The sequence below is a fragment of the Streptomyces sp. HD genome, assembly GCF_028369295.1.
Lineage (GTDB): Bacteria > Actinomycetota > Actinomycetes > Streptomycetales > Streptomycetaceae > Streptomyces.
In genome coordinates, this window is record NZ_JAQMYP010000054.1 from 36126 (window position 1) to 60118 (window position 23993).

The 23993-nt window shown below is 68.7% G+C and carries 26 protein-coding genes and 6 pseudogenes; 12 read left to right on the forward strand and 20 right to left on the reverse strand.

Features of this window, described 5'->3' with window-relative positions; translation table 11 throughout:
- The first annotated feature begins 31 nt into the window (after window positions 1–31).
- Window positions 32–1171 carry a PucR family transcriptional regulator gene (locus tag POF73_RS37195; RefSeq protein WP_272123686.1) on the forward strand — a complete coding sequence of 380 codons (1140 nt, stop codon included), beginning with the start codon at window positions 32–34 and terminating at the stop codon, window positions 1169–1171.
- 128 nt (window positions 1172–1299) lie between these two features.
- Here POF73_RS37195 and POF73_RS37200 read toward each other — a convergent pair whose 3' ends face one another.
- The 4 genes from POF73_RS37200 to POF73_RS37215 form a co-directional block, all read right to left on the reverse strand.
- On the reverse strand, window positions 1300–1512 hold the full coding sequence (locus tag POF73_RS37200; protein WP_272123687.1) for a hypothetical protein: 213 nt from the start codon (window positions 1510–1512) through the stop codon (window positions 1300–1302).
- Between the two features lie 551 nt (window positions 1513–2063).
- Window positions 2064–2501 carry a DUF2267 domain-containing protein gene (locus tag POF73_RS37205; RefSeq protein WP_272123688.1) on the reverse strand — a complete coding sequence of 146 codons (438 nt, stop codon included), beginning with the start codon at window positions 2499–2501 and terminating at the stop codon, window positions 2064–2066.
- Window positions 2502–2554: 53 nt separating this feature from the next.
- Window positions 2555–2950, reverse strand: coding sequence for a DUF2267 domain-containing protein (locus tag POF73_RS37210; RefSeq protein WP_272123689.1), 396 nt, complete (start codon window positions 2948–2950; stop codon window positions 2555–2557).
- Between the two features lie 96 nt (window positions 2951–3046).
- Window positions 3047–3478 carry an Hsp20/alpha crystallin family protein gene (locus tag POF73_RS37215; protein WP_272123690.1) on the reverse strand — a complete coding sequence of 144 codons (432 nt, stop codon included), beginning with the start codon at window positions 3476–3478 and terminating at the stop codon, window positions 3047–3049.
- 128 nt (window positions 3479–3606) lie between these two features.
- On the opposite strand from POF73_RS37215, the gene POF73_RS37220 reads away from it, so the two are divergent.
- Window positions 3607–4239: a type III effector protein gene (locus POF73_RS37220; RefSeq protein WP_272123691.1), complete on the forward strand. Its 633-nt coding sequence runs from the start codon at window positions 3607–3609 to the stop codon at window positions 4237–4239.
- A gap of 108 nt (window positions 4240–4347) precedes the next feature.
- On the opposite strand, the gene POF73_RS37225 is transcribed toward POF73_RS37220, so the two are convergent.
- A complete protein-coding gene (locus POF73_RS37225) occupies window positions 4348–4476 on the reverse strand; it encodes a hypothetical protein (RefSeq protein WP_272123692.1) in 129 nt (42 codons plus the stop codon).
- Between the two features lie 445 nt (window positions 4477–4921).
- Here POF73_RS37225 and POF73_RS37230 point away from each other — a divergent pair, with 445 nt between their 5' ends.
- Both POF73_RS37230 and POF73_RS37235 read left to right on the forward strand, forming a co-directional pair.
- Complete coding sequence (locus tag POF73_RS37230; protein WP_272123722.1) at window positions 4922–5464, forward strand: GNAT family N-acetyltransferase; 543 nt, start codon at window positions 4922–4924, stop codon at window positions 5462–5464.
- 115 nt (window positions 5465–5579) lie between these two features.
- Window positions 5580–6047: a GNAT family N-acetyltransferase gene (locus POF73_RS37235; RefSeq protein ID WP_272123693.1), complete on the forward strand. Its 468-nt coding sequence runs from the start codon at window positions 5580–5582 to the stop codon at window positions 6045–6047.
- A 213-nt stretch (window positions 6048–6260) separates the two neighbouring features.
- Here the strand turns inward: POF73_RS37235 and POF73_RS46380 are convergent.
- The 7 genes and pseudogenes from POF73_RS46380 to POF73_RS37270 all read right to left on the reverse strand — a co-directional run.
- A pseudogene (locus POF73_RS46380) lies at window positions 6261–6389 on the reverse strand (IS5/IS1182 family transposase); the annotation flags it as partial.
- A gap of 18 nt (window positions 6390–6407) precedes the next feature.
- Window positions 6408–6794 (reverse strand): SDR family NAD(P)-dependent oxidoreductase, encoded by a 387-nt coding sequence (locus POF73_RS37245; protein ID WP_272123694.1) that lies wholly within the window; start codon window positions 6792–6794, stop codon window positions 6408–6410.
- A gap of 106 nt (window positions 6795–6900) precedes the next feature.
- Window positions 6901–7185, reverse strand: coding sequence for a UDP-N-acetylmuramoylalanyl-D-glutamate--2,6-diaminopimelate ligase (locus POF73_RS37250; protein ID WP_272123695.1), 285 nt, complete (start codon window positions 7183–7185; stop codon window positions 6901–6903).
- 235 nt (window positions 7186–7420) lie between these two features.
- Window positions 7421–7669: pseudogene (locus tag POF73_RS37255) on the reverse strand (hypothetical protein); the annotation flags it as partial.
- Window positions 7599–8117 carry a hypothetical protein gene (locus POF73_RS37260; RefSeq protein WP_272123696.1) on the reverse strand — a complete coding sequence of 173 codons (519 nt, stop codon included), beginning with the start codon at window positions 8115–8117 and terminating at the stop codon, window positions 7599–7601. The gene POF73_RS37260 and the pseudogene POF73_RS37255, both read right to left, overlap by 71 nt.
- A 122-nt stretch (window positions 8118–8239) precedes the next feature.
- A complete protein-coding gene (locus POF73_RS37265; protein ID WP_272123697.1) occupies window positions 8240–9661 on the reverse strand; it encodes a DUF2252 domain-containing protein in 1422 nt (473 codons plus the stop codon).
- Between the two features lie 262 nt (window positions 9662–9923).
- Window positions 9924–11264: a hypothetical protein gene (locus POF73_RS37270; RefSeq protein ID WP_272123700.1), complete on the reverse strand. Its 1341-nt coding sequence runs from the start codon at window positions 11262–11264 to the stop codon at window positions 9924–9926.
- Between the two features lie 161 nt (window positions 11265–11425).
- On the opposite strand from POF73_RS37270, the gene POF73_RS37275 reads away from it, so the two are divergent.
- Both POF73_RS37275 and POF73_RS37280 read left to right on the forward strand, forming a co-directional pair.
- A complete protein-coding gene (locus tag POF73_RS37275; protein WP_272123701.1) occupies window positions 11426–11878 on the forward strand; it encodes a DUF6325 family protein in 453 nt (150 codons plus the stop codon).
- 50 nt (window positions 11879–11928) lie between these two features.
- Complete coding sequence (locus POF73_RS37280) at window positions 11929–12216, forward strand: SHOCT domain-containing protein (protein ID WP_272123702.1); 288 nt, start codon at window positions 11929–11931, stop codon at window positions 12214–12216.
- 214 nt (window positions 12217–12430) lie between these two features.
- Here the strand turns inward: POF73_RS37280 and POF73_RS37285 are convergent, their stop codons facing one another.
- Both POF73_RS37285 and POF73_RS37290 read right to left on the reverse strand, forming a co-directional pair.
- Window positions 12431–12592, reverse strand: coding sequence for a hypothetical protein (locus POF73_RS37285; protein ID WP_272123703.1), 162 nt, complete (start codon window positions 12590–12592; stop codon window positions 12431–12433).
- A 65-nt stretch (window positions 12593–12657) separates the two neighbouring features.
- A pseudogene (locus POF73_RS37290) lies at window positions 12658–12933 on the reverse strand (tyrosine-type recombinase/integrase); the annotation flags it as partial.
- 1121 nt (window positions 12934–14054) lie between these two features.
- Between POF73_RS37290 and POF73_RS37295 the strand changes: the two are divergent.
- Entirely contained in the window at window positions 14055–14687 is a 633-nt protein-coding gene (locus POF73_RS37295; RefSeq protein WP_272123704.1) for a DUF2461 family protein, read from the forward strand.
- Window positions 14688–14741: 54 nt separating this feature from the next.
- Here the strand turns inward: POF73_RS37295 and POF73_RS37300 are convergent.
- Window positions 14742–14931: pseudogene (locus tag POF73_RS37300) on the reverse strand (IMP dehydrogenase); the annotation flags it as partial.
- Here POF73_RS37300 and istB point away from each other — a divergent pair.
- Window positions 14915–15713, forward strand: a pseudogene (gene istB / locus POF73_RS37305) (IS21-like element helper ATPase IstB); the annotation flags it as partial. The pseudogenes POF73_RS37300 and istB sit on opposite strands and share 17 nt — an antisense overlap.
- Window positions 15714–15726: 13 nt before the next feature.
- Here the strand turns inward: istB and POF73_RS37310 are convergent.
- Both POF73_RS37310 and POF73_RS37315 read right to left on the reverse strand, forming a co-directional pair.
- Window positions 15727–16278 (reverse strand): AAA family ATPase, encoded by a 552-nt coding sequence (locus POF73_RS37310; RefSeq protein ID WP_272123705.1) that lies wholly within the window; start codon window positions 16276–16278, stop codon window positions 15727–15729.
- Between the two features lie 183 nt (window positions 16279–16461).
- Window positions 16462–17091: a TetR/AcrR family transcriptional regulator gene (locus tag POF73_RS37315; RefSeq protein ID WP_272123706.1), complete on the reverse strand. Its 630-nt coding sequence runs from the start codon at window positions 17089–17091 to the stop codon at window positions 16462–16464.
- A 93-nt stretch (window positions 17092–17184) separates the two neighbouring features.
- Between POF73_RS37315 and POF73_RS37320 the strand changes: the two genes are divergently transcribed.
- Entirely contained in the window at window positions 17185–17598 is a 414-nt protein-coding gene (locus POF73_RS37320) for a DUF4345 domain-containing protein (protein ID WP_272123707.1), read from the forward strand.
- A 105-nt stretch (window positions 17599–17703) separates the two neighbouring features.
- On the opposite strand, the pseudogene POF73_RS46385 reads toward POF73_RS37320, so the two are convergent.
- A pseudogene (locus POF73_RS46385) lies at window positions 17704–19116 on the reverse strand (ISL3 family transposase).
- A gap of 370 nt (window positions 19117–19486) precedes the next feature.
- Window positions 19487–20641 carry an alpha/beta fold hydrolase gene (locus tag POF73_RS37335; RefSeq protein WP_272123710.1) on the reverse strand — a complete coding sequence of 385 codons (1155 nt, stop codon included), beginning with the start codon at window positions 20639–20641 and terminating at the stop codon, window positions 19487–19489.
- Window positions 20642–20725: 84 nt separating this feature from the next.
- Here POF73_RS37335 and POF73_RS37340 point away from each other — a divergent pair, with 84 nt between their 5' ends.
- Window positions 20726–21703 (forward strand): ArsR/SmtB family transcription factor, encoded by a 978-nt coding sequence (locus tag POF73_RS37340; protein ID WP_272123711.1) that lies wholly within the window; start codon window positions 20726–20728, stop codon window positions 21701–21703.
- Between the two features lie 532 nt (window positions 21704–22235).
- Window positions 22236–22589 (forward strand): hypothetical protein, encoded by a 354-nt coding sequence (locus POF73_RS37345; protein ID WP_272123712.1) that lies wholly within the window; start codon window positions 22236–22238, stop codon window positions 22587–22589.
- Between the two features lie 89 nt (window positions 22590–22678).
- Here POF73_RS37345 and POF73_RS37350 read toward each other — a convergent pair whose 3' ends face one another.
- On the reverse strand, window positions 22679–23116 hold the full coding sequence (locus POF73_RS37350; protein ID WP_272123713.1) for a glutaredoxin domain-containing protein: 438 nt from the start codon (window positions 23114–23116) through the stop codon (window positions 22679–22681).
- Between the two features lie 414 nt (window positions 23117–23530).
- Between POF73_RS37350 and POF73_RS37355 the strand changes: the two genes are divergently transcribed.
- Window positions 23531–23962 carry a DUF5958 family protein gene (locus POF73_RS37355; RefSeq protein WP_272123714.1) on the forward strand — a complete coding sequence of 144 codons (432 nt, stop codon included), beginning with the start codon at window positions 23531–23533 and terminating at the stop codon, window positions 23960–23962.
- Window positions 23963–23993: the final 31 nt, after the last annotated feature.

Genomic DNA, 23993 nt, shown 5'->3' on the forward strand with positions numbered 1-23993 from the left:
GTCGGCTGAATTGTTCGCAGGGAATAAAAACGTGAGCCATGCAATCCGGAGGGCCAGCGAACTGGCCCTGGATGAGACGACGGTCACCGCACTTCGAGCCGCGCTGAAGACGACCGCCGACGAGGTCGTCCAGGCGATCATCGACGAGGTCCCTCCCTACGCCAACGCCCTGTCGGGCCACATGGGCGGCACCATCCGCCGAGCCGTCCGCACCGCTCTGGGGCACTACCTGGACCTCGCGAGCGGGAACGCCACAGGCGGCGACGCCGGTGACGCGGCCTACGAGCTGGGCCGCGGCGAGGTCCGCGACGGCCGTTCGATGGACGCACTGCTCAGCGCCTACCGCGTCGGCGCCCGCGTGGCCTGGCGATGCCTGGCAGCGGGTGCCGTACCCGCAGGTCTGCCCGCCGCCGAGGTCGCCAAGTTCGCCGAGCTGACCTTCGCCTACATCGACGAGCTCTCCGCCGCGAGCGCCGCGGGCCACGCCGACGAACTGGCCGCCCAGGGCCGCGCCCAGGAGCGCCACCTGGAACACCTGGCCCGCGACCTCCTCGCCGGCGCGAGCCCGGACGTGCTGCTGGCCTCTGTTCAACGGGCCGGCTGGCAGCCTCCGGTTTCGCTGACCGCGGTCCTTTTGCCCGCCGCCCAGGCGCGGCCTGCCTACCGCGCGCTCGACCCGAGCACCCTGGTCCTCGACGATCTGCCGGACGCCTTCGGCGTGCTGCTCGTCCCCGATGCCGACCGATCACATCTCTTGCGGCAGCTGACCGACCGCACCGCCGTGGTCGGCCCGGCCCGGCCATGGACTCGTGCGTCCGCCTCGTACGCACGAGCCGTACGCGCGCGCTCCCTCTCCTCTGATATTCGCGACACCGAGGACCACCTGCCCGAGCTGGTGCTGAGCGCCGACGTGGACGCGTTCGCAGACCTGCGTGCCCGAGCCCTCGCACCGTTGCGAACCTTGCCTGACGCGACCGCGCGGCGGCTGGAGGAGACGTTGCGGGCGTGGCTGCTGCACCAGGGCAGGCGGGATGAGGTGGCGGCGGCGTTGTTCGTCCATCCCCAGACCGTCCGGTACCGGATGTCGCAGCTGCGGGAGCTGTTTCCGGATCTCGCATCGCCGCACCGGGTCCTTGAACTGACCCTGGCGGTCGGTCTTAGGGGCAGCTGACGCGTTCTTCGACCGTCCAGGACCGCGTCCGCGAGCGGTCCAGGAATCGTGCCTCGTCCTCGGTGCCCCACGCTGCTACCACCTTTGACATCCCCGTTGCAGACCGGCCCCGTCGGACTCGGACCTGTCTACGCCTTCCTGGCTGTGCGGGTGCTGACGTAGCTCACCTGCGGACCCCAGTTCTCTGCCACCGGTTTCATGCACCAGCTGTACAGGGGGCTGCCGCCGCTGCCGTAGCGGTGGGTCTTGCGCTGGCAGCCGGAGCACAGGCCGACCTGGTCGCCGGGGCAGCTGAGCGCGGACGGGTCTGGCTCGGATACCGGGGGCGGGGACGTCGTCATCGCGGGATCCTTATGCTGGGTGACGAACACCGGTCACCTCGGCCACGGAGTACCCACTCAGGAGCCGCCGGAGGTGGCTCGCCGCGCAGACTGGCTGAGCATCACCGAACGCCGCGATGTCCTCGCCCCACCGGGTCGCGGACTTCGCCCAGGCGCCGGCCGCACACCAACGCCGATCCTGCATGGGTGCGCGAGCAACTCTCCTGTTCCATGTGATCAGGACGCAGTCGAGGTCAAAAGACTTCCCAATAGCGGACGTCAAGCCATACCCGGAGTCCTCGGGCCACCGATCCTACGAATGACCGGCGTGAGCCCGCGCTAGAACCGTAGGACAAGCTGAGTTTGTGGGCACCCGTTTGCTCCATGGCCGGACCTGGGATGAGTATCCCGCCACGGCGGACGTGGTGGGCGTGTGACCCAGATAGGCGTCAAAGAGCCCCTGGGGCCGGGACCCCGGCCAGGAAGGCGACGGCCTTCTCCTGGCGTGCCTCGGGGCGCAGGGCGGACAGCGACGCAGCGGTCGTCGCGCCCGCCCTACGCACGTTCGCCGCCTACGCGGCCTGGGTGAGTTCGGCGCGGCCGAACAGCAGGGCGTAGCCAGTGGGGAGCTGGTGGAGGATGCGGGTGATCAGGTCGGGGCCCGCGTAGGCGGCAACGGCGGAGAAGACGGAGCCGGTGTCCCAGCGGGTGGTGGCCGGGGAGGCGCCGGTGCGGGCGGCGAGGTCCTTGACGAAGGCCCAGCCTGTCAGCGGCTGGGGGTCGGGGATCTGCGCGGTCAGCACGCGTGCGGCTTCCAAGGGCAGGCAGCGGGCCAGGTCGACGCGTTCGTCGCCGGTCAGCTGGCGCCCCAGTCCGGCAAGAACCAGGCGGACGGCTTCGTCGGCTCTCTCGCGGGTGGGATAGGCGCCCTCGTAGCGGACCTTCTCCACCATCTGCTCGTACGCCGTCCCGTACGGCTGCTGGGGTGAGGCGTGCCGGTCGGAGATCACTGGGGTTGCCTTTCTTGCTGTGGCCGGTGTTCGGACACCGGGGTGCGGGATGGTCAGGTGGGTTGGGGGCGGCCGAAGAGCAGGTCGTAGCCGGCGGGGAGCTGGAGCAGGATCTGGCCCAGCAGGTCTTCGCCGGTGGCGTCGGCGACGGTGGACAGCACGGCGCTGACGTCCCAGGCCGCGGTCTGCTCGGTGGCGCCTTCAATCCATGCGGCGGTTGCGCGGACGAACCGCTCCGGGGGCAGCGGCTCGGCGCTCTGCAGCGGGTTGAGCAGGATCAGGGCGAACACCTCAGGCAGGCGCGCCGCCAGCTGAGTGCGGACGTCGCCGACCAGGTGTGCGCCGAGGAGGGCCAGCACCACACGGGCCGCGCGCTCGGCTTCCTCCGCAGTGTCGTACTCGCCGCGTTCCTTCACGTGGCCGAGGAACGCTTCGCGTCGCAGAGTCATCTCGGCCGCCCCCCTTCCTCGGACTGCCCATAGGGGGTGCGGAGAGCGGGATGAGGGGGAGACCAGGTGCCGCTCTCCGCACCCGTCCGGCCGGTGTCAGCCGGAGATCTCCTTGCGGCCGGATCCGACGCCGATGGAGATCTTGCGGGGCTTGGCGCGCTCGGCGATCGGGATGCGCAGGGTGAGCACGCCCGCGTCGTAGTCGGCCTTGATGTGCTCGGTGTCGAGGGTGTCGGCGAGCACGATCTGGCGGGAGAAGACACCCAGCGGCCGCTCGGACAGCTCCATCTGCACGTCGTCGGCCTTTGCCACCGGCCGCCGCTCGGCCTTGACGGTGAGCATGTTCCGCTCGACGTCGATGTCGATCGCGTCCGCGGGGACGCCCGGAAGGTCGAAGGCCACCACATACTCGTCGCCCTCGCGGTAGGCGTCCATCGGCATCGCCGACGGGCGGGACCAGGTGGCCGGGCCCATCAGCTGCTGCGCCAGCCGGTCCAGCTCGCGGAAGGGGTCAGTGCGCATCAACATCGTGAAAACACCTCCAGCAGGTTCAGGCAGTTGCTGCCAATGCGCCTCACTGACACCGTTGTAACATGTCATCCAATGGATGACAAACGCGATGTCGTCGATGCGATGACAATGAGAGGGAGGTGTCCGTGACCGCAGCGGACCAGCCGTCCACGACCAGTGCGAATGCCCATAGCCCGGCGTCGTTCCTCGCCGCCGCGGCGGCCCTGCATGCCATAGACGACGCCCTGCGTGACGCCCAGCGAGAGTCCCTGGACACCCCGGATGCGCCCGGCCCCGGGCCGGAGCAGGCGCTGGCCTCCCTGATGCTGCTGCGGCAGGTGCGCGAGCAACTCGCCGGATGGGAGACCGGCCTGATCGAAACCGCCCGCGACGCGGGAGCCAGCTGGGCCGACCTGGCCCACCCCCTCGGCGTCGCCAGCCGGCAGGCCGCCGAACGACGCTACCTGCGTGGCCGCCCCGGCCCCGCCGGAACCACCGGTGAACAACGCGTCCAGGCCACCCGCGAACGCCGCGCCGCCGAACGCACCACCGCCACCTGGGCCCGCCGCAACGCAGCCGATCTGCGCCGCATCGCCGGCCAGATCACCGCCCTCACCGACCTGCCCACCACGGCCCGCCTCCCGCTCAGCCAGCTCCACGCGGCCCTCGCCCACGACGACCCCGCCGAGCTCATCCGCCCCCTCCACGCCACCCGCCCCCACCTGGCCACCACTCATCCCGACCTCGCTGCACAGCTCGACACACTCACGCACCCCTGAACCCACCGGTTGCCCCAAGGCGTGCGCGGGATCCACCAGGCGTGCCCAGGTCCACGCCGGCCGTCGCGGCGGCCCGGTGGGCCTGGGCGCGCTTGCTGGCCAGGAACCTCAGGGTGAGGTCGAGTCCTTCGACCTCATCGCGCCGGCCTTCGTCACGATCGCGCTTTGAGGGCGGGCCAGTAGGTCGGCCTCCAGCTCGTCGAGCCGGGGCGGCATCTTGGGGTTGACCGACAGCATCGGGCATCGGATGCCCCGTTGACCGAACTAGCCTCGACGGCCAGTCGGTCTCCGCTTGAGACGGACAGTGAGTGTCAGCGTCGCCCGGCGCTCACGAAGCTCGCCCGCTCGTGCTGCCGATTCTGCTGTGATCGCGAGCCAACGACGGCTCGTGGAGGTAGAGATGCCAGAACGCACGGCAGTGGTACGAGACATAGCGGCATTGGAGGGGCAGATGGTCGTTGAGCAGACGTTGCAGCTTCCGTACGGCCGGCCCGTGTGAACCCTGTTGCAGAGTGGGAGTACCGGCGGTGTCTTCCTCCGCCTGCTCAGCGCCTTTGAGCATGCCCCAGGTCTGCGGACCGACCACGCCATCGACAGTGATTTCGACACGCCGCTTAGGGCGTGTATCGAAAGTGCCTGGTGAGAATGGCGGAGAGTCCCGCCTGTGATCCAGGATGATCGGATGGTCAGGCTTGAGACTTCCCGTTTGATCCTGCGTCGCTGGCGCGAGGAAGACGTTGCGCCCATGGCTGCCGTCAATGCCGACCCCGAGGTCATGCGGTGGATCCGTGACGGCAGCGTCCGTGACGAACAGCAGACTCGCGCCGGGGTCCAGGCATGGGAGAGCGAGTGGGAGTCGCAGGGCTTCGGCTTGTTCGCCGTGGAGATCCGGTCCACTGGCGAGCTGGCCGGGTTCACCGGCCTTTCGGTGCCCAACTTCTTGCCTGAGGTACTGCCGGCGGTTGAGGTCGGCTGGCGGCTGGGACGTTCCCACTGGGGGCAGGGCTTGGCCACCGAGGCAGCCGCGGCCGCTGTACGGTTCGCGTTCGAAGAGCGAGGGTTGGAGCGGATCGTCAGCATCGCTCAAGTGGGCAACGACGCCTCCGAACGGATCATGGCCAAACTGGGGATGCATCTGGTCCGTGAGACCGTCAATCCCACCTGCGGTCGGCGAGTACGGGTGTTCCAGTTGTCGTCGGACCAGTACGTCACAACCACTCGCTGAAGGCGGCAACCAGGACGGTAGCCTCGTAGCGGACCGCGAGTTCGTCGTGCCTGGTGGCCACGGCTCGATGTCTCCGGCGTGCGGACCTTCGCCCGTAACGGCCAAGGCACCTGCCATGATCGTCACCATGGGGATACGCATCGCAACGGCCGGGGTGGCCGACTTCCATCAGGTCCTGACTGATCACCCCCGTTACTGGGGCGACCGCGACCTTCGGTCGCTACACCTTCTTGCACTGGTGCAGGAGTTCGGTTCCACCTGCTTGGTTGCCCGAGCCGAAGACGGAATCCGTGGGTACATCTTCGGGTTCGTCACGCAAGACGGCACCGGGTACGTGCATCTGATCGCCACGCGGGACGACGCCCGTGGCACCGGTCTCGGGCGTCGTCTGTATACAGCGTTCGCCGAAGCAGCGGAACGTCACGGTGCGCGGCAGTTGAAGGCGATCACGTCAATCGAGAACGCCGGCTCAATCGCCTTCCACCGCAGCCTCGGCTTCAACACGAAGATCGTCGATGACTACAACGGCCCCGGCCAGGCTATGGCCGTCTTCCACCGAGATCTGCCGCTCGACGTCTCGTAGCCCTGTCCAACCAGCCGTCACTGGTAATCGCTCCCCAGGCCGTTACTGAGTTTCGCCGCGTGATGTCGCTGGAGCACACGCCCTGACCTTCAGCGAAGGGCAACCGCGGCGCGACATCACGCGAAGATCATCAGTAGCTTCACCGACAGGCAACAGCGACGACGGCTGTCCCCTGATGAACAGGGCCATCGAATCGGCCAGCGGCAAAACTCACGGCCGGCCCTGCACGGTGCCGTTACCGCCTTGCTCCCGAACTACCTTCAACAGACGTGCGAACTGCGTCACTTGGAGCCCGGTAAACGTCTCCACCCACACACGGTCTGCCCTCAACACCCCGACCATGCCGAGGAGAAGCCCAGCTCAGAGCCTTGTGCAACACGCTTTAAGGCGTCCGAGTTCGAGGAGGTCGGTCATACCGGAGCCGCCGGTGTATGTGGTCTGGCCGCCGTCCACGGTCAGGCAGCTGCCGGTGGTGTTCTTGGAGGCGTTACTGGCCAGGTAGATGGCTGCGCCGGTGACCTCGTCGGGTTTGCCCCACCTGCCGGACGGGATGCCGCGGAGGATGCCCTCCGAGATCTCGGGGTTTCCGAGGAAGTTCTTGGTCAGTTCGGTGGCGTGCCAGTGGGGGAGCAGAGCATTGAGGCGGACGCCGGAGCTGGCCCAGCCGGCGGCGATCGACGGGGTGAAGGAGATCATGGCCGCATTGGTCGCCGCGTAGAAGCGCTCGGCCCTCACCTCATCCGGCAAGGCGCCGGATCCATCATCAACGTCGCCTCCATAGCCGGAACCGCGGGCTTCCCCTTCCTGTTCTCGAATCCATGCTGCACGTGTGCTGAGTCGGCTCACAAGCCCGTCACGGCCTGCCGGTGAGGGCTTGCGCGATCTGCCGGAGCTGACCGCCGCGGGACGCTTTGACGAGTACGACGTCGCCGGGGCGGAGGATGGATTCGAGGTAGGTGGCAGCTGTGGCGTTGTCTCCTACCAGCGCGATGTCCGGAACTCCTGCCGCTCCTGCCGAGAGGTCCAGTCGCTTGGCCATATCTCCGCCGACTGCGACGAGGAGATCGACGCCGTTCGCGGCTGCCATGCGCCCGACCTTGTGGTGGCCTTCGACGGCCTCGTCTCCCAGCTCCAGCATTTTCTCCGAGTACGGCGATCCTCCGGCTGCCTGCGGCCTCGGTCGTGTCGCCGTCTGCCTCGGTCATCAGGACTCTCCGTGGTGATTGAGGGGTGCGAAGGTGATTGCGCGGCTGGTGTAGGAAGGGGGGCACGCGGCTGAGGGGGACCCGATCGTGCCTCTGGCCCCAGGCCGACGGGTCTCGGAAGTGGATCGTCGGGTCGGGGCCGTCCTCGTAGCCGCGAAGGATGACGAGATGACCACCCGTGCGGCCGTCGTCGGGGAACTGCTCGGTCACGGAGACGATCAGCGGTGCTTCGCCGAGTCGGGTCAGGAGTTCTTCGACGGGCACGGGCCCAGCGGCTGAGGGGACTCCAAGGTTGGTCGCCAGGTTCGCGATCCCCGCGTGGAGTGCTCCACGCGGGGGCAGGACCTCATTCTTGACCGCGAGTTTCAGGAGTTCCGTGACCGTGGGTGCTTCGTGCCCGTAGGCGAGCAGGATCATTCTCAGCGAGGCCAGGCCGCACGCCCGGTTGGACCATTCGATCCTGTCTCCTACTGCCAGGCTCCGTGTAGATCCCACTCGGCGGGGTCGATGAGCTGTCCGCACATGGGGACATCGTGGACGCGCTGCACAGCGGCGGGCTCCTACGGCGAGACGGCAGCCTCCCGAGCCCGTGTGGTGCTGGCGAACGCGGGAGCGGGAAGGGGGACATCGTATGGCGGGCGGGCCAGAGCCTCGTGGAGCATGGCCAATACGACGTCCGTGTGCGTGAGTCCGACCATCGCCGCTCCCACCGCGATGTTGCTGGCGCGGGACATGCCGGCGTGGTGTTGACCTCCAGCACGTACGGCTCGTTGTCCTCGGTGAGGATGAAGTCGATGCGTGCCGAACCGCGCAACCCGAGGCCGTCCCACAGGGTCCGGGCGTGCGCAGTGATCGTGTCGAGCACATCGGGCGCGAGGTCGGCGTGTCTGGGCCCGCCGGGACCGTCGGGCCCGCCGTCGGATTGACCGCCCTTCCGCGTGGCGAACTTCCGCGTGGTGGAGGGGAGCGTGCTCCGGTAGCGCCTTCTCAGGCGGCCTCGGCCGGCAGCTTTCCGGCGCTGACGGCGTCGACGAGTGCCTGATGATCCCGCTCGTTCTGGTCGGCGTAGAGCTCGGCGAACGTCACCAGCGCCCGGTCGAAGGAGTCGCCGCCGCCCAGGTAGGTGGCGATGGCGATGCGGTCGCCGGACCTGGCGTGGGCGCGGGCCAGCGTCGCACCGCACAGAGCGCCGAACGTACGCATGCCCCGGGGCACCATGTCCTCGGCCACGGCGACCCCCTTCCAGTCCCGCAGCTGCCGTACGTAGAAGTCCCGCCGCCGGCCGTCGATGCCTTCGACCCGCTCCCAGCCCAGGAAGATGTCGCTGGTGGCCTGCATCAGCCGCTGCCCGGAGACGACCCGCTCGCCCTGCGTCGGGTACGCGGTGCCTCCGACGTGGGGCGCGAGCACTGACTCGTCGGCCTCCTTGGCCTGGAGGAACAGCGGGTCCTCGTCGTCCCGCCCCAGCAGGAGCACGATCCAGCAGCGGGTGCCCACGCTGCCGACCCCGACGACCTTGCGCGCCATATCGGCCACCCGGTACTGCTCCAGCAGGAAGCGCCGGTCCGACTGCAGGGTCTTGCCGTAACGCTCGATCAATCGGCTGATCTGCTGCTCCAGTTGACCCCGCCGGTCGTCCGGCAGCAGGTCCTCAAGGCGTGTGATGAGCGGTGGATCGGGGATGATGCGGCGCTTGCCGTCGACGACACCAGTGAGCTTGTCGAAGACCTGGAGGGTGTCGTGCGAGCGCGCCTTGGCCACGGCCTGCTCCCAGCGCTCGCGGCCCCGCTCGGACAGGTCCGCCGCGAACTGGTCGCGTACCCATTTCTCATCGAACTGGGCGTACCAGACGCCCAGGTTGCCGATTCCGGCGAACGCGCGCATGCTCTCGCGATACGACCGCACGGTGGCTCGGACGATACCGGCCCGCTCCTTGGTGCTGAAGCCGTTCGCCCGCCCGGCGATGACGAGACTGGCGGCAAGGCGCTTGACATCCCATTCCCAGGGGCCCGGCAGTGTCTCGTCGAAGTCGTTGATGTCGAACATGAGGCGGCGCTCGGGCGAGGCCAGGAGCCGGAAGTTCAGCATGTGGGCGTCGCCGCAAAGTTGGGTCCGGAACCCCGTTCTCGGCGTCTCCGCGAGGTCCGACGCCATGATGGCTGCGGCCCCCCGGTAGAACCGGAACGGCGACTCGGACATCCTTGCGTAGCGGATCGGCACGAGTTCGGGCAGCCGCATCGCCGACTGCTTCTCGATGATCTCCAGCGGGTCGGGCCGTTTGGGTCCCGGCGCGAACTCGGCGTGGCTGGAGCGGGGTACGTCGGTCCGTCCCGCCTTGCCGAGCGCGGCTCGCTCCTGCGGGGTGCGGTGCCGCAACTCACGGCCGTCCAGGTGGTTCTTGTCTGTCATGGCAGCGGCTCCAGGGGTAGGGCGCCTGCGTGTTGGCTGACGGTGACGGGCCGTCAGCATTGGAATGGCCGCTCCGATGTGCGGCAGACGGGGGCTGTTGACCGTGTCGCGGCCGTTGTCGCAGGCAGGCCATGCCAGGCGCTGCCGTGGAGTGCTCGGACCCTCGAATTCGCCCGTCAGGAGGGGGCGTGCCGGGCGGAGGGCAGGCTCACCAAGCCTCCTCACTCAACGTAGCTCTGAAGCGGGCTCCCAGCGAGCCGGGTCAGGGAGTGGCGGCACCGGCCCGGGAGTCGACGGACGTTGCGGAGCCGTCGTCGTCCAGGAACTCACGGATCGCGAGGCCCACCAGCGTGATCACCGCAGTCCACACCACGACCGCCGTGGTCGGGTAGCTCCAGGTGAACAGGACGACCGCCGCGATCACCAGGATGGCCACCCCGATCCAGCGCTTGAAGCGATGGACGAACCGCCCGACCGCACCGAGACGAAGCCCCGCCGATGTCGCCACGTCGCGCAGACCGCCGATGCTCCGCCGGCAGCCGGTGCGCGTGAGAACGGCGATCCGGGACGGCCCCGCGAGGAAGGCACCGGCGGCGGTGAAGAGGGCGACCGCGGCGAGCGCCCGTACACCGGCCCGCAGGAACTTGACCAGTGCGTCGTACACGGATCCCGCGGCGGCCTGGGAAGCCCCTGGCGGCAGATGGTCGAGGTAGACGTCACGGGCGACGGTGAGGCCGATCCCGAGCACCAGCATGGCGACGAACACGGCCAGTGCGGCCCCGATCAACGCGTGACGGCGGTTGAACGCCACGTACACACCGGCGGCCGCGATCAGCAGCGCGATGACGGGCAGCCAGCCGCCGAGGATCTCCAGCACTCTCACGTAGGACTTGATCTCGCCGACATCCGTCGACGCGAACACCACGAAGTCCGTGTGGACGGCCGGGATCTTCGCGGCGGCCGAGAAACCCGCGTCGACCAGCTGGTCCTTGACGTTGGCGACGATCGGCCCCAGGTCGATGACGACCTGGTTGTTCTCCAGCTTGACCGTGCTGTCGGACTGGCCCGTCAGAGCCTTGTCCAGCGCCGAGTGCGCTCTGCGGTTGGCGTTCACCCAGACCGTCTCGAAGGCACTGCTGGTGACCACCCGTTCCACCGTGCTGTTGACCAGCTGCTTGAGCCCGTTCTCGATCGGGCCGTCCAGATCACCCAGCAGCTCGCCCACCCGCGGCGGGACCCCCTGCTGCGCAGCCGAGTCCGTCAGCTCCTTGACCAGCGCGTCCACGTCGACCCGCGCGAGTACGGCGGCGGTGACCCGGTTGGTGACGGCCTTCTGCACATCGGGATCGCTCGCCAGCGGTCCGACCGTGTCGACGTAGCGGTCCGTGTCCTGCACGATGCTGTTCGCCCATACCGCGACGACGGACAGAAGCGAGAGCAGCGCGGCGAGAAGGATCAGCAGGACCGAGCCGAGCGAGCGAAACGGGTGGTGCCGTGCCGCCCGGGGTGGACTGGCGCTCTCCAGCGCGTTCACCCGCCGCCGCAGCTCGTCCAGCTCGCTGCGCTCCCGGGCCGAGAGCTGTTCGTCGCCGCCTTCGCTCATGGGTACCAGCCCATCCATGCTGCGCACAGCGCGCGACCTGGGCGAACCCAGGCGGGTGAACGGCGTACCGAGGTGCGACGGGCGCGGCCCGATGATGCAATTGACATAGGTGATGTGGGGTGTGTCACAGGGGGACAGCCGCGAGCACCAGAGGTGACGCCGTGAGCGACGAATTCGAAGAAGTGGGTGAGGTGGGCCCGATCGACTATCTGGTCGTCGAGTTCCCCGGCAACCGGATGACCGGCGAGGGCTTCCCCATCCTCGTCGATCTGGTGGACCGCGGCCTCATCCGGATCCTGGACCTGGTGTTCGTCAGGAAGAACGACGACGGATCCGTGACGGGCATGGAGATCGCCGACCTCACCGGCGACGGCGAGCTCGACCTGGCCGTCTTCGAGGGAGCGTCGTCCGGACTTCTGGGCCAGGACGACCTGGAGGAGGCGGCCACCGCACTGGAGCCCGGCAGTTCCGCCGGCATCCTGATCTACGAGAATCTGTGGGCCGCGCCCTTCGCCGCCGCCCTGCGCCGCGGCGGGGCCAGGATGGTTGCCTCCGGGCGGATTCCGGTGCCCGACCTCGTTTCCGCCCTCGACGCGACCGAGGGCGCCCAGTGAACAGCGAACGATGACGCTGACCGACAGCTGACGGGCAGAAGGGAACAGCCATGCCAGGTCTCATCCGCGGGGTCGCCCGCACCGCCGTCGTCGCCGGAACGGCTACCGCCGTGTCGAACCGTGTGTCACGCCGACAACAGGGGCGATGGGCGGCGCAGCAGGGATACGAGGCGCCCGCACCGCAACCGGCGTACCAGGCCGAACCCGCCGCGGCTCCGGCGGCCCCCGACATGACCAGCAAGATCGAACAGCTGAAGCAGCTCGGCGAGCTCAAGGAACAAGGCGTGCTCACGGAGGCCGAGTTCGAGGACCAGAAGCGCAGGATCCTGGAAACCTGATCAGCCCCGGAGTGGGTTGTGCCTGCCTCACGCGAGAATCGGGACGATGAAGGCGGCAGAAGTCGGTCAGCTCGGGCACTGCGGCGAAGCAGGGCGCGGGCTCCCCAGCGGACCTTGTGGTCGGTGTTCATGCCCTGCGCGGCGCGCTGGGTGAGGTGGGACTCGACGAGGTCCGGGCACACGATCGGCAGAGCCGCGGCGCGGGCCCGGCGCATCAACTGCCCGCCCGGTCGGCGTCGATGGCGGCACTCGCCTGCAGGTACTGCTCGACGAGCCAGCTGTTCGCCAGGTGGATGTAGATGCGGGTCGACTCGATGGAGCGGTGCCCGGCCTGAGCCTGTACCGCTTCCAGGGCCATGCCCGTTTCCAGGGCCATGCCCGCCTCACGGCCATGCCTGCCTCACGCAGTCGGGTCAGGCAGGTGTGGCGGAGCTGGTGGCAGGTCAGCTTCGCCAGTCCGGTCCGCTTCCGGACGCCGTCGAGGATCTCGTCCAGGCCGTCGGCCGAGAAGGGTCGACCGAGGATCGGTTTGCGCGGAACGACGAACAGGCGGTCATGGTCGACCAGGGGACGTTCACGGTCCAGATAGTCGCCGACCGCGGCGAAGAACTGCGCGGAGACGGATATCAGACGCTGGTGCCCGCCCTTGCCCTCGCTGATGAAGACCCGACGCTCACCCGGTGACAGGTCACCCAGCTCAGGCCGAGGACCTCGCAGCGACGCAGTCCGCTCAGCAGTATCGCCAGGACCATGGCCCGAACCCGAGCCGTGTTCACCGCACCGAGCACTGCCTCGACCTCACCCGGCCCGAGAACGCGCGGAAGGGTGCGGGGCGTGCGCAGTAGCGGTGCCCCGCGATTGCCGCTGCGACGGCGGTTGGCCTGCCCCGTCGGACGCGTGATCTGCTTGCTGTCCTGCGGCGGCTGGCCGGTTGGGCGCCTGAGCGTGAGGTGAACCGATTGATCGGCCAGTTGAGGAGGAGCGCGGCCGGGGCGGGGGATCATGTCACGGCGTTGCAGCGTGAGGAGGTCGAGTCCTGGGTTGCGGCCACGCATGAGCTTCACCCGGTTGTGTCCGGGGGCCGGGGGGCAGCCCGGCGCGGGCCGCTCAGCGTCGCGTGCGCTCAGCTCTTCGGCATCTGCGTCGCCTGCCCGATCGGCCGCTCTCCCGCGACACTCGACGGCTGGTGGCACTGCTGGAGAAAGACCTCAGCGAGGCTGGCGGCGAGGTGATGTCGGCGCAGCGGCGGGAGGCCGAGAGGTGGATCGCGCGCCTGCACGTGCCGCAGCTTCGATCCGACCCTGGCCGGACGGACGGTGCGCGAAGCGCAGCTCGGTCACGTGATGGGGTGCAAGGGGTTGCGGGACGGGGTGGGAAAGGGGGTGCGGTACGGGAGCGGCTGGCTGAGGAGAAGGTTGCTGAGGTGGCTACGTTGCGGTGCGCTTTTGGCTGCCACCGACACGCGCTCGCCGTCCCTGTATGAGCGGGCGGCGGAGCGGCTCGGCCGGGATGTGCCTGGCGATACCCCTGGAGCCCGAGCGCAGTGGCGGACCGGCGTCCTCCACATCCACCAGCTGTACCGCTACAAGTGATGGCGTCCGGTCCTGGTGCTTGCCGCCCGTTGCCGGGTGTGGGATCTCACGTCCGGCTGCACAGTCTCACGGCCCGCTTCATATCGACTGCACTGTCCGTGTTCCTCGACGAACTCGCCCACCGCGCACGGCACATCGATCTGGCCGGCGATCCCCGCCGCATCACCTCCCGCCATGTCTGGGCTACGTCTCCCTGCCAGCGTCACTCTCCCCGCGCGCAGATCATGCGTGAGCTATCCTCCGCGCATGCGCGGACAGTTCACCGGCTGGCCGGAGCAGGCCATGGACGTGTTGTGGCAGCTCCAGGGCGAACCGACCCACGCGACGCGCGAGCGTTACCGCGCGGACCGCGAACGCTTGGTTCGGCAGCCGATGATTGCGCTGCTCAACGAGGTCGCGGACACCGATGCCCGGTACGAGGACTTCTCCGTCTGGCACTACCGCACCGACTCCTGGTGGTGGCAGCACCAGGGCGCGGTGATCCGGCTCGGCCGCAAGATCGAGATCGGTCTCCGGTTCGACCTGGACGGCCTGCGGATCCAGGGCGCCTGGTGGTACCCCGATCCCGGCCAGGTGGATATGTTCCGCAAGGCCGTGGCCTGCGAGGGGAGCGGTCGCGAACTGTCCGCCATCGTCGAGGAGGTGCGGGAGAAGGGCTACGACATCTTTGGGGACGTGATGAAACGCCCCCCGCGCGGTTATCCGACGGGCCACCCCCGTAGCGACCTGCTGCGCCACCGTTCGCTGATCGCCGCCCGTCCCCTCGGCTGCGGGGAGTGGCTGCACACCCCCGAAGCGGTCGGCCGGGTCCTCTGGGCTGCCGCCGATCTGGACGCCCTGCTGATGTGGCTGGTCCGCCATGTGAAGCGCGCCGCCTGACATCACGAGGGCGCCGCGCGGCACGGGAGGCCCCCGTGCTGCCGGCCCACAGAAGGTGATGCGCTCCTTCAGCGCCGACCGGTCGTCCATCGCCGATATCCGTCCGGCACCTCAGCCGGGGGACGGCACGGTTGAAGACGGGCCCCGGATCGAGGGCACCGGAGAGCACATCCGGCAGCAGTTCGGGAATGTAGGCGCGGACCGGGGCGGTGCCTCCGCGCAGCGTGATGCTGCGGTCGAACATCTGGCTGCCGTTGCAGCGCTCGGGGGTTTGTGGGCCCGCCTCCATAGACTCTGCCTGCCGGATGCTGACTGCCCACGATCCGAGCCCAGTTCCCCGACGTCGCCACCGCGACCGCCAAGGAGCAGATGACCTACCGCGGTTTCCTCGCCGAGCTGCTGATGGCCGAGTGCGACGACCGGGCCCGCCGACGCTCCGAGCACCGGATCAAAGCAATCGGCTTCCCCCGCCAGAAGCCCCTGCGAGACTTCGACTTCGAGGCCAACTCGAACATCGACCCGGCCGCCATCCACACCCTGGCCTCCTGCGAATGGATCAAGAAGGGCGAGCCGCTCTGCCTGATCGGTGACTCCGGCACCGGCAAGTCGCACCTGCTGATCGCGCTGGGCACCGAGGCCGCCATGGCAGGCTTCAGGGTCCGCTACGTGCTGGCCGCCACGCTCGTCAACGAACTCGTCGAGGCCGCCGACGAACGGCAGCTGACCAAGACCATCGCCCGCTACGGCCGCGTCGATCTCGTCGCGATCGACGAACTCGGCTACATGGAACTGGACCGCCGCGGCGCTGAACTGCTGTTTCAGGTTTTGACCGAGTGGGAGGAGAAGGCGTCGGTGGCCATCGCTTCCAACGAATCGTTTGGAGGGTGGACGAAGACCTTCACCGATCCCCGGCTCTGCCCGGCAATCGTGGACCGGCTCACCTTCGGCGGCAACATCATGGAGACGGGCACCGATTCCTATCGACTGGTCACATGCCAAGGCCCAGCAGGACACCGGACGACCGAAGCCGCCGCCGCGGTCACAGCCCGGATGTTCCGTCAGCTCGGACCCGGGCCAACACCTGGTCGGCCAACTCCTTGGAGGTCAGCTCGCCGTCCAGGAACACCGTGTCGCTGGGCAGGGTGTCGGCCGCGGCCGTGCACGACTCGATCCTGTCCTTGCACCAGCGCCGGACCTTCTCGTCCTGCTCAGGGTTGTCCGGGGTGAAGCTCCGGCTGTCGATCCTCTGCTCCAGAACCTCTCGGGAAACCTTGAGGAAGAAGTGGTGGACGTCTATGCCCGCGTCCTTCAACACGCCGAAGATCTCACCGACGTAGCCAGGGTTGACCAAGGTCATGGGGACCAAGACCGGGCGGCGATACTCCTCGACAAGTCCCACCGCCAGGTCCGCGACTTGGCGTCGCCACAGCCGAAGGTCCTGGAAGTCGCCGGTCGGCACCTCCACCATCTCCCGCAGCACGTATCCGACCATCTCCGGGTCATAGACCAGCACCTCGGGCCAGCGCGGACGCAACTCCTCCACCAGCGTGCTCTTCCCGCTGCCGAACGCACCGTTCACCCAGACGATCAACGCGATCCTCCCGCCCCGTTGCCATGCCCCGCGTCGGGCCCGGCATGTCGGATGAGCATGCCGCGCGGTCCCGGTGGGGCCAACTTCCGGCTCTGGCTCAACTTCTGTGAAGTTGTCGCTCTGCGTAATGACTGAGCTCGTACCGTTGCTCGCCGGTGTCGCGGCGCTGTCGGTGGCCGTGAACTAGGCGTCTGCGCCGGGGCGCTGTAGCGGCCACTGGTGGGTGGGGTCGTCGGCGAGCAATGGCTGGAGAGCGCCGAGAAGCGCGCCGATGCAGCTGTCGCGGAGTTGGGTGCGGGTGCAGGTCTCGTGGGTGAGCCAGTCGACGCAGAGGACTTGGACGAAGACCAGCCAGCTTTTCAGGACGGCGGACACGGCCTCGCGGGTGCTGTCGTGCGCGAGCGGGAGTACGGCCAGCAGCCGCGTACGGAGTGCGTCCAGCTCGTTCGTCATGATCGACTGAATCACCGGGTCGCCCGCGAGAACCCGGTTTGCGGCGAGGACGGTGTTGCGGTTGGCCACGAAGTAGTCGAGGTGGACGTCCATACCCTGGATGAGCTGCTCGACCAGGGAGTCGGCTGGGTCGAGCCGGGTTTCGGCGAGCAGTTGGTCCGCCGCCTGTTGGTAGACGGCCGCGAAGAGGGCGTGCTTGCTGGGGAAGTGACGGTAGAGCAGGGCTCGGGAGACGCCGGCTTCTTTGGCGACTTCCTCCATCAGCACGTCGTCGTACGGGCGTGCGGCGAAGAGCTGCGCTCCGACGCCGAGGAGTTGGGTGCGGCGGTCAGTGGGGCTCAGTCGTTGGCGGGGAGGCACGAGCCGCAGACTACTTGACATGCGTCTACTAACGCACCCAATCTAGTAGACACATGTCAACTAAGGATCTGTCGAGACGGGTTGGGAGGGGTCATGGCAAGGGCTCTGCGGGCACTCGCACAGTTAATGGGCTGGGCCTGCGTGCTGATCGGTGTATTTCACGTGCTACTCGGCAACGCGGCGATCCCCGGCGCAGGTTCAGCCGGCACGACGGTCGACAGCTGGGGTCGGTTCATGGGGGCCAGCTTCGTCGGCTACGGGCTGGCCTGGCTCTGGGTCGCTCGGCAGCGACCCGTCCCGGCTCGGGCGGTGCGGTGGCTGGCCGGCGTCTTTCTACTGGGGGGCGCGGGGCGGTTGCTCTCACTCGCCCTTCACGGCTGGCCGCAGTGGTTCCAGATCCCCCTGACGGCGATCGAACTCGGTCTGCCGCCTGTCTTCTTCTGGCTTGCCGACGCAGAGGAACGAGCTCTGCGCAGCAGCGCGGAGACCACGTCCGCCGGGCGGTAAATGCGCAGCGACTCCGACGACTTCCGGACGACGCCCTCACCTGCGCAGCCACATTGTCAGCATGCCGCATAGTGCGGTTCGTCGTGTCTCCCCTCCTCGTCTCCGTCACGCGAAGAGGACGCGCTTTCGGAGAAGCCGGAAGCCTGCGCGGCCGAACATCTGCCGTTTCAGCATCTTGATGCGGTTGACGTGACCCTCGACAACGCCGGAGTTCCAGGGCAGGGTGAGGCCGGCGATGACGGCGTCACGGTCGCGGTCGATGCCAGCGGCGAGGGTGTGGAGGCTGGGCAGGTCGTCCTGGCGGACGGCATCGAGCCAGTGCGGGAGCCGGTCGCCCCGGCGCTCGGTGAGCATCTGGGCGAAGGACCGGACGTGGCCGGTGAGGGCGTCGAGTTCGGGGCAGTTGGCCAGGACGGCCCTGAGCCGGAGCTGTTCGATCTCGGTCAGAGTCTCGGGCCGGCTGAGAATCCACTTCGTCACCACGCGGGGTGCCGGCGGCCGTGCGGTGACCGGCCGCGGCGAGGTGCGCTTCTCCCGCAGGTAGGCGCTGACGCGGCCGTAGCTTCCTTGGTAGCCGAGGGGAACGAGCTCTTCCCAGAGCTTCCACGCGTTGGTGCAGCCCTCGTCCCAACGCTCGTCCAGGTAGGGCTTGTACTCGTCGAGGACGGAGGTCCTGTTGTACTGCCATTGGCCGCGAAAGAGATCTTCCGGCTCAGCCGCGTCAGCGAGGCTCTTGACGGTGCGGTGGGGCATGCGGATTTGACGGCTGATGGAGCGGCGGCTGTGGCCGGCTTCCAGCATCGCGTGGACGGTGGCGTGCCTGGGTGCCACCTGTCAGCGACCTGGACAGCCTGGGGGCGCCCCGGCCGTGGCGCCTTCCGCGAAGAACGGCGCCCGATCCCGGCAGACGACCTCGATCCCAGGTCGTTTCGCCAACCATCTCGCCAGGCTGGACGCCTCCCGGTCAGGCAGCAGATCCACCGGCCGGCGGGTCTCGACATCGACCAGAACCGTGCCATAGACCCGCCCCTTGCGTGTGGCGTACTCATCAACACCAACCACCCGCGGGGCCGGGGCTTCCGGTTCGGGCAAGGCGTCGAGCAGCCGCAACACCGCGCTGCGGCTGATGGACACCCCGAAGACCCGGGCCATCCGGGCGCCGGCCCGGCCGGCGAGGGCGAGACCGACTGCTGCGAGAGTCGAACGCAACCGCTCTGTCCACCTGCTGTGTCTCCGGGGCAGCCCCGGCATCTGCTCGGCAAACGTTCGCCGTTCGCACAAGGCCGCCGGGCAGAAGAACCGACGGACCCGCAGACGGAGGACCACCCGCCGTCCTCCACTTGGCACATCCGCGGGAAACCGCAGGTAAGAGCTGTGTACCTGCCTTGACTCACTCCCACAATCCGGACATGGCGCCCCGGTCGCCGTACTGCGGGCCTCGATGCGTATAGCCTCGTTGCTCACGTCCAGCGACAGCACCGCCACGTCCTTGATGGACGGGAACAACAGCTTCTCCAGCCAGGGCAACGTCTCTTCCACGGCGCCGAACCGTCGGCCATACCGAGATCAACACCGACCATTTTCAGGCAACTTCCCGGAGGTCGTCCCGAGTGTCGGCCATCACTCAGAGTGGCCGCGTCACGGAAAGCGGGCCAGAACCCTTCAAGCGACGGCGTTTGTCCACGGGTTCGGGAGGCGGCCGGTGATCGACGGCGCCCTGAATGTTCACGAGAAATGACGTCACTGCGTGGGATGGCCCGCCTTCTGGGAGGGCGGCGCGCCATCGGGTCCGGGACTGTCAGCGTCAGTCGGCCCTACCTTTCTGCGCACAAGCGGACCGCAGCCATGCGTAGGTCGAGGCAATCGGGAGAGCGGGATGCAGCGGCGCTCACCTCGGCAGGTGACGGGCGAAGAAAGACCCTACGAGGTGGCGAACGGCGGGCACGGTGACGTGCGGGCCGGCCCGGCCGACCATGGCGGCGCGCCCGGAGGCGGTCATCAGGCCGGCGCTCTGGAGCTGGGGAACGAGGGCCGCGTAGTCGGTGAAGGCCCAGTGCTGGGCGTTGTCGAGCTGCCGTCGGGCAACGGGGCCAGCGTGAGCGAGGAGGGCTGCCCAGGACCGGTCCAGCCGGGCGTCGCGGAACCCGTCGGTGCCGGCCAGGAGCAGCGGACGGTTCGTCCCTTGCCGGGCCACCGGCAGGAGTTCGCCGTCCATCTGGTCGAGATACCCCTCCAGGTTGACGGCGGCGGTGATCCGCCGGTCCTCGTGGAGCGCCTGCGCGGCCGCGGTGCCGCCGGCGGAGTGCCCGTATACCCCGACCCGGTCCAGGTCCAGAGCGTCGAGGACGAAGCGGAGGTCGGCGACCCGGGTATCGATCATGGTGCGGAACGTGGCCGCATCGGGCGGGCCCAGCAGCACTGTGTGCCGGACCCGTTCCCGGCCCGGCCGGGCGCTGGGGAACTCCACCTCGCTCGCGTCCCCGGGGTGGTCGACGGTGATGACCGTCCAGCCGTGCGAGGCGAGGTCCACCGCGAGGGCGCTGCCCATCGTGCGGGCGTCCCCGCCGCCGGGGCTGTAGAGCAGCACGGGACGGTGGCCGGGAAGGGGCGGGGCGCAGACCCGGGCGTGGGTGAGGGTGGCCGCCCAGTCGACTCCGGCCTTCGGCAGGTGCGGGTGGATCCGCCAGCACAAGTCGCTGAAGGCCGAGGCGGCACCTGGAGTCAGCTGCGGGGCACGCGGGAAGCCGCGGCCGGGGACGGCCGGTTGCAGGACGGTGACCATGAGTTCCCGTACCCCGATCTCCGGCTTCCACGGATCGTTGCGGGAGGAGTCGACGAGGTGGAGCGTCTTCGAGCCGACGGCGTAGGGTCCAGCGGGTGCCGGCAGATGCAGGCGCAGGAGCGGCGCCGCCTCGCGGGCGGAACGGCGGGTGGTATCGCGGTCGGCGGCAAAGGCCGGGGCGGCGTCGAGCAGCAGGGCGGCGGCCCCGGCGAGAGCGCCCTTGGCGAGCAAGCGGCGCCCGGGTATGGAGGAAGAGGTCATGGAGGGCATCCTGGGGGAGGGCGCCGAGCCGGGGCGAAGCTTACGGCCGGGGGCGAAAGGCTGGCGCGGAGCAGAAGGACGTGCATGATCCGGATCCATTTCACGGCGGATGATCTCGCCCGGGTACGGTTCGCGCCGCGGCCGTCGCCCGTGCCCGAACTGCACGCGGCCCTGATGATGCTGGGCGCCCCGCACGAGGAGTTGCTGTTCGGGCGCTGGCGGAGCCGGCTGATGCGGAACCTGCCGAGGGCGGCCGAACCGCTTGCGGACCTGGCGCCGGGAGGCGTGGCCCCCACCTTTCTCGATGTCCTCGGCGACACGCCGGACGAGGGGTTCGCGCTGATCAGAGCGACCCGTCGGGAGGCGGTACAGGCCGGGCTCAAGCAGTCCTACGGGCGACGGCCGCCCCCGCCGTGGATCCGCGCCCTGCACAGTGGGGACGCCGGTGCCTGGCGGACGCTCGGACGGGCGCAGCGGGCAGCGCACGAGACGGTCCTCGCACCGGTGTGGCCCCAGGTCGAAGACCTGCACCGGGCGGAGTTCACCCGCCATGCCATGGCCGTCGCCGAACGGGGCCTCGGCGCCGCCCTGACCGGCCTGGCCCCGGGATCACGGCTGCGCGACGGAGTCTGGGAGTGGTCCCTGCCGGGCATCCCGGGCGTGCGGGAGATCCGGCTCGCCGGGCGCGGGCTGATCCTGCGGCCGACCTTCCACTGGCGGCGCGGCCCGCTCCTCCAGGACCGGCCGGACCATCCGGTGGCGCTCGCCTACCCGGCGGGCCAAGGGCTGCCGCTCGTCCCGGACGAGCGCGGCGCACCCGACGATCCCCTCGCGGGAGTCCTCGGGCACACCCGGCTCGCGCTGCTGCGCTCCTTGGACGAAGCCCGCACGACCACGGGGCTGGCGCGCCGTATCGGCGTCAGCAACGCGACGGCCTCCACCCACGCTTCCGCCCTGCGCGCCGCCGGTCTGATCACCACCACCCGCACGGGCCGCTCGGTGCGCCACACACGAACAGCCCTGGCGGAGCTGCTGCTGACCAGCGGCGCGGCCGACGGCTGAGGGCAAGGAGCAGCTTGCCTCGGATCGCCGCGTACAGCTCGACCCCCGACATCTGCGGCATGACCAGGATTCACCCGGAAGCACCCCGACGCTGTCCCGGCAAGCCCCTCGGTGCCTTCAAAACTCGTGAACATCACCTGCCCGTGGGACCGGGCGCCTCCCAAACCCGCGTGCACGACTCGTGAACAAGGCCACCTCCGCGCGATCCCCGGTCGCGGCACGGCCACCCCGTCACCTGGGGAAAGCGACGACGCCGTGTATGCGGGGGATCACCGCCATGGGAGGTGGTTGCGGCCCAGCGGCCCAGCGGCCCAGCGGCCGATCGACCAGACGCCGGCCAGGATTGGGAGGAATCCCTTCGCGGCCTCTGCGAGAAGCTATTTGAGATCCGCTGATCTGTGCCGTTCTGTGACAGGTGGCAGAGTCGCTCGGTTGTGTGCCTGTATCGGCAAACGGTGGCGCAACGGAGCGCGGCCCGGCAGAGAACCGTCTTCAACTCCGACAGGGCTCGACCCGGACGGAAGGAATCCCCGTGCCCGCTATCCGCGTTCCCTGGCGGCCGACCACGCCGCGGCTCATGGCCGTGAACGTCGTGGCCCTGCTCGGACTTGTCGGCTGGTACCTGTTCTCGGGCCGAGGCGCAGGGCTGCTGCCGCAGGACAGCTGGGGACCGTGGCAAGAGAAGCGGGTGCACGACTGGTCGGTATGGGTGCGGGTCAACTCCTGGAGCGACGCCGCCGAAGCGGACGGGCACTACGGCAAGGCGGAGGACTTCACACTGAAGGCCTACGGCACCTCGGCCACCGCCACGACCGCGATGGAAGGCGTCCGGTTCACCCTGGCACCCGACGGCGAGCTCACTGTTGACGGGCCGCGCGCAAGCTGAGCGACGTGTCGACGCCGAGGTCACAGAAAGCCACAGATCAGCGGATCTGAAACAGCTTCTGAACTTGTCTTTTAACCTCGACGTCCTGATCACATGGAACGGGAGAGTTGCTCGCGCACCCATGCAGGATCGGGGTTGGTGTGCGGCTGGCCCGTCACGATGACGGTCGGCACGGTCTCGTTGCCGTCGTTGGCGGCCCTCACCGCTGCGGCTCCAGCCGGGTCGCGCCAGATGTTGACCCAGTGCACCTGTTGGGCGCTACGGCCCAGCCGGATGCGCAGTCGGATGCAGTATTTGCAGCCTGGCCGCCAGAAGACGACCGGTCGGCCGTCGACAGCGCTGCGGCGTTGTGCTTCCAGCGTGCCGACCGACCTCGGGAAGATCAGAGGTGAGTTCACTCCTGCGAGCAGCACAAAGACCAGCAGGATGGCTGCGGCTGCGCCGGGAGTCCCACTGAGGGTGAGCCCAGCCGCAAGGGCTGAGCCGCAGAGCACCAGCAGCATCGGCAAGATCCAAGCACGCGTCATGAAGACGAAGGCTATCGATGAGTCGAAAAGAGCCCCGAACTAGCCCGCTCACCTGGGCATTCGGGGATGTTGAGACGGCCTTCGTCTGATCATGTGCTCCGACCAAGGTGCACCGATCGAGACGAAGGCCGTGAAAGTGAGTTTGCTGCCTGACGCCGGTACTGGGTGGCTGTGTCGGCTTCTTCGGGAGTCGTTTCGGCGTGACTTCGGGACTCGTTTGGCGGCCAGCCTCGTGATCGATGTCAGCGACTTTTGATGTCCCTCAAATGCTGTGGGGCGTCTTGCGAGCCGCGGTGTGGGAGTCCTGCGGCACTTCCAGATCGCGGGAGCGGACTGTTCCCGGTTCCCGCCCGCACCGTCTCGGGTGCGGATACGGGCCTTCGCCCGGAACCCGCATCGTGAAATCATCAAGCGATGACCGAAGCGAGCAGCGGCGACGGCCGCACCTTCCGGCGCGAGACTGAGCGGGTCGTCAACGAGATCGCCCAGGGGCTCCGCACGTTGGACGATGGTGTGGGCTGGTTCTCCGACCTCGCCCCGACACACCAGCAGGAGGTTCTGCAGGAAGTCGCCGGCTGTGCGATGCAGGCGCACATTACAGCTGCGGACGGCCGTGCAGGGGTGGCGCGGTCCGGTGTGAAGCCCACGGCTAACCCCTCGGTAATGATCTGCATGGACCCGCCCCGCTACGGGTTCGCGGGCCTCCCCTCCGCCGAACACGTCAAGGCGTTCCGCGTCCTCGTTTCCGTGTTCGCCGTTGCTGACACTCGCCGCCGCGAGACGTACTGCAAAGGCGCCTGCGGACATGCGTGGCACAACCTGCCAGCGGGAACCGAGCATCCGTAGCATCGGCCATTTCGGCGCTGGCTGGGCTGGG

What these genes read in the sequence shown, in the direction of transcription:
- POF73_RS37200 (WP_272123687.1), bottom strand. Translation starts at nt 1,512, where the DNA reads ATGACGACGTCCCCGCCCCCGGTATCCGAGCCAGACCCGTCCGCGCTC.
- POF73_RS37210 (WP_272123689.1), bottom strand. Translation starts at nt 2,950, where the DNA reads ATGACTCTGCGACGCGAAGCGTTCCTCGGCCACGTGAAGGAACGCGGC.
- POF73_RS37215 (WP_272123690.1), bottom strand. Translation starts at nt 3,478, where the DNA reads ATGTTGATGCGCACTGACCCCTTCCGCGAGCTGGACCGGCTGGCGCAG.
- POF73_RS37225 (WP_272123692.1), bottom strand. Translation starts at nt 4,476, where the DNA reads ATGCTGTCGGTCAACCCCAAGATGCCGCCCCGGCTCGACGAGCTGGAG.
- POF73_RS37230 (WP_272123722.1), top strand. Translation starts at nt 4,922, where the DNA reads ATGGTCAGGCTTGAGACTTCCCGTTTGATCCTGCGTCGCTGGCGCGAG.
- POF73_RS37235 (WP_272123693.1), top strand. Translation starts at nt 5,580, where the DNA reads ATGATCGTCACCATGGGGATACGCATCGCAACGGCCGGGGTGGCCGAC.
- POF73_RS37250 (WP_272123695.1), bottom strand. Translation starts at nt 7,185, where the DNA reads ATGCTGGAGCTGGGAGACGAGGCCGTCGAAGGCCACCACAAGGTCGGG.
- POF73_RS37265 (WP_272123697.1), bottom strand. Translation starts at nt 9,661, where the DNA reads ATGACAGACAAGAACCACCTGGACGGCCGTGAGTTGCGGCACCGCACC.
- POF73_RS37270 (WP_272123700.1), bottom strand. Translation starts at nt 11,264, where the DNA reads ATGAGCGAAGGCGGCGACGAACAGCTCTCGGCCCGGGAGCGCAGCGAG.
- POF73_RS37280 (WP_272123702.1), top strand. Translation starts at nt 11,929, where the DNA reads ATGCCAGGTCTCATCCGCGGGGTCGCCCGCACCGCCGTCGTCGCCGGA.
- POF73_RS37285 (WP_272123703.1), bottom strand. Translation starts at nt 12,592, where the DNA reads ATGGCCCTGGAAACGGGCATGGCCCTGGAAGCGGTACAGGCTCAGGCC.
- POF73_RS37295 (WP_272123704.1), top strand. Translation starts at nt 14,055, where the DNA reads ATGCGCGGACAGTTCACCGGCTGGCCGGAGCAGGCCATGGACGTGTTG.
- POF73_RS37320 (WP_272123707.1), top strand. Translation starts at nt 17,185, where the DNA reads ATGGCAAGGGCTCTGCGGGCACTCGCACAGTTAATGGGCTGGGCCTGC.
- POF73_RS37335 (WP_272123710.1), bottom strand. Translation starts at nt 20,641, where the DNA reads ATGACCTCTTCCTCCATACCCGGGCGCCGCTTGCTCGCCAAGGGCGCT.
- POF73_RS37340 (WP_272123711.1), top strand. Translation starts at nt 20,726, where the DNA reads ATGATCCGGATCCATTTCACGGCGGATGATCTCGCCCGGGTACGGTTC.
- POF73_RS37350 (WP_272123713.1), bottom strand. Translation starts at nt 23,116, where the DNA reads ATGACGCGTGCTTGGATCTTGCCGATGCTGCTGGTGCTCTGCGGCTCA.
- POF73_RS37355 (WP_272123714.1), top strand. Translation starts at nt 23,531, where the DNA reads ATGACCGAAGCGAGCAGCGGCGACGGCCGCACCTTCCGGCGCGAGACT.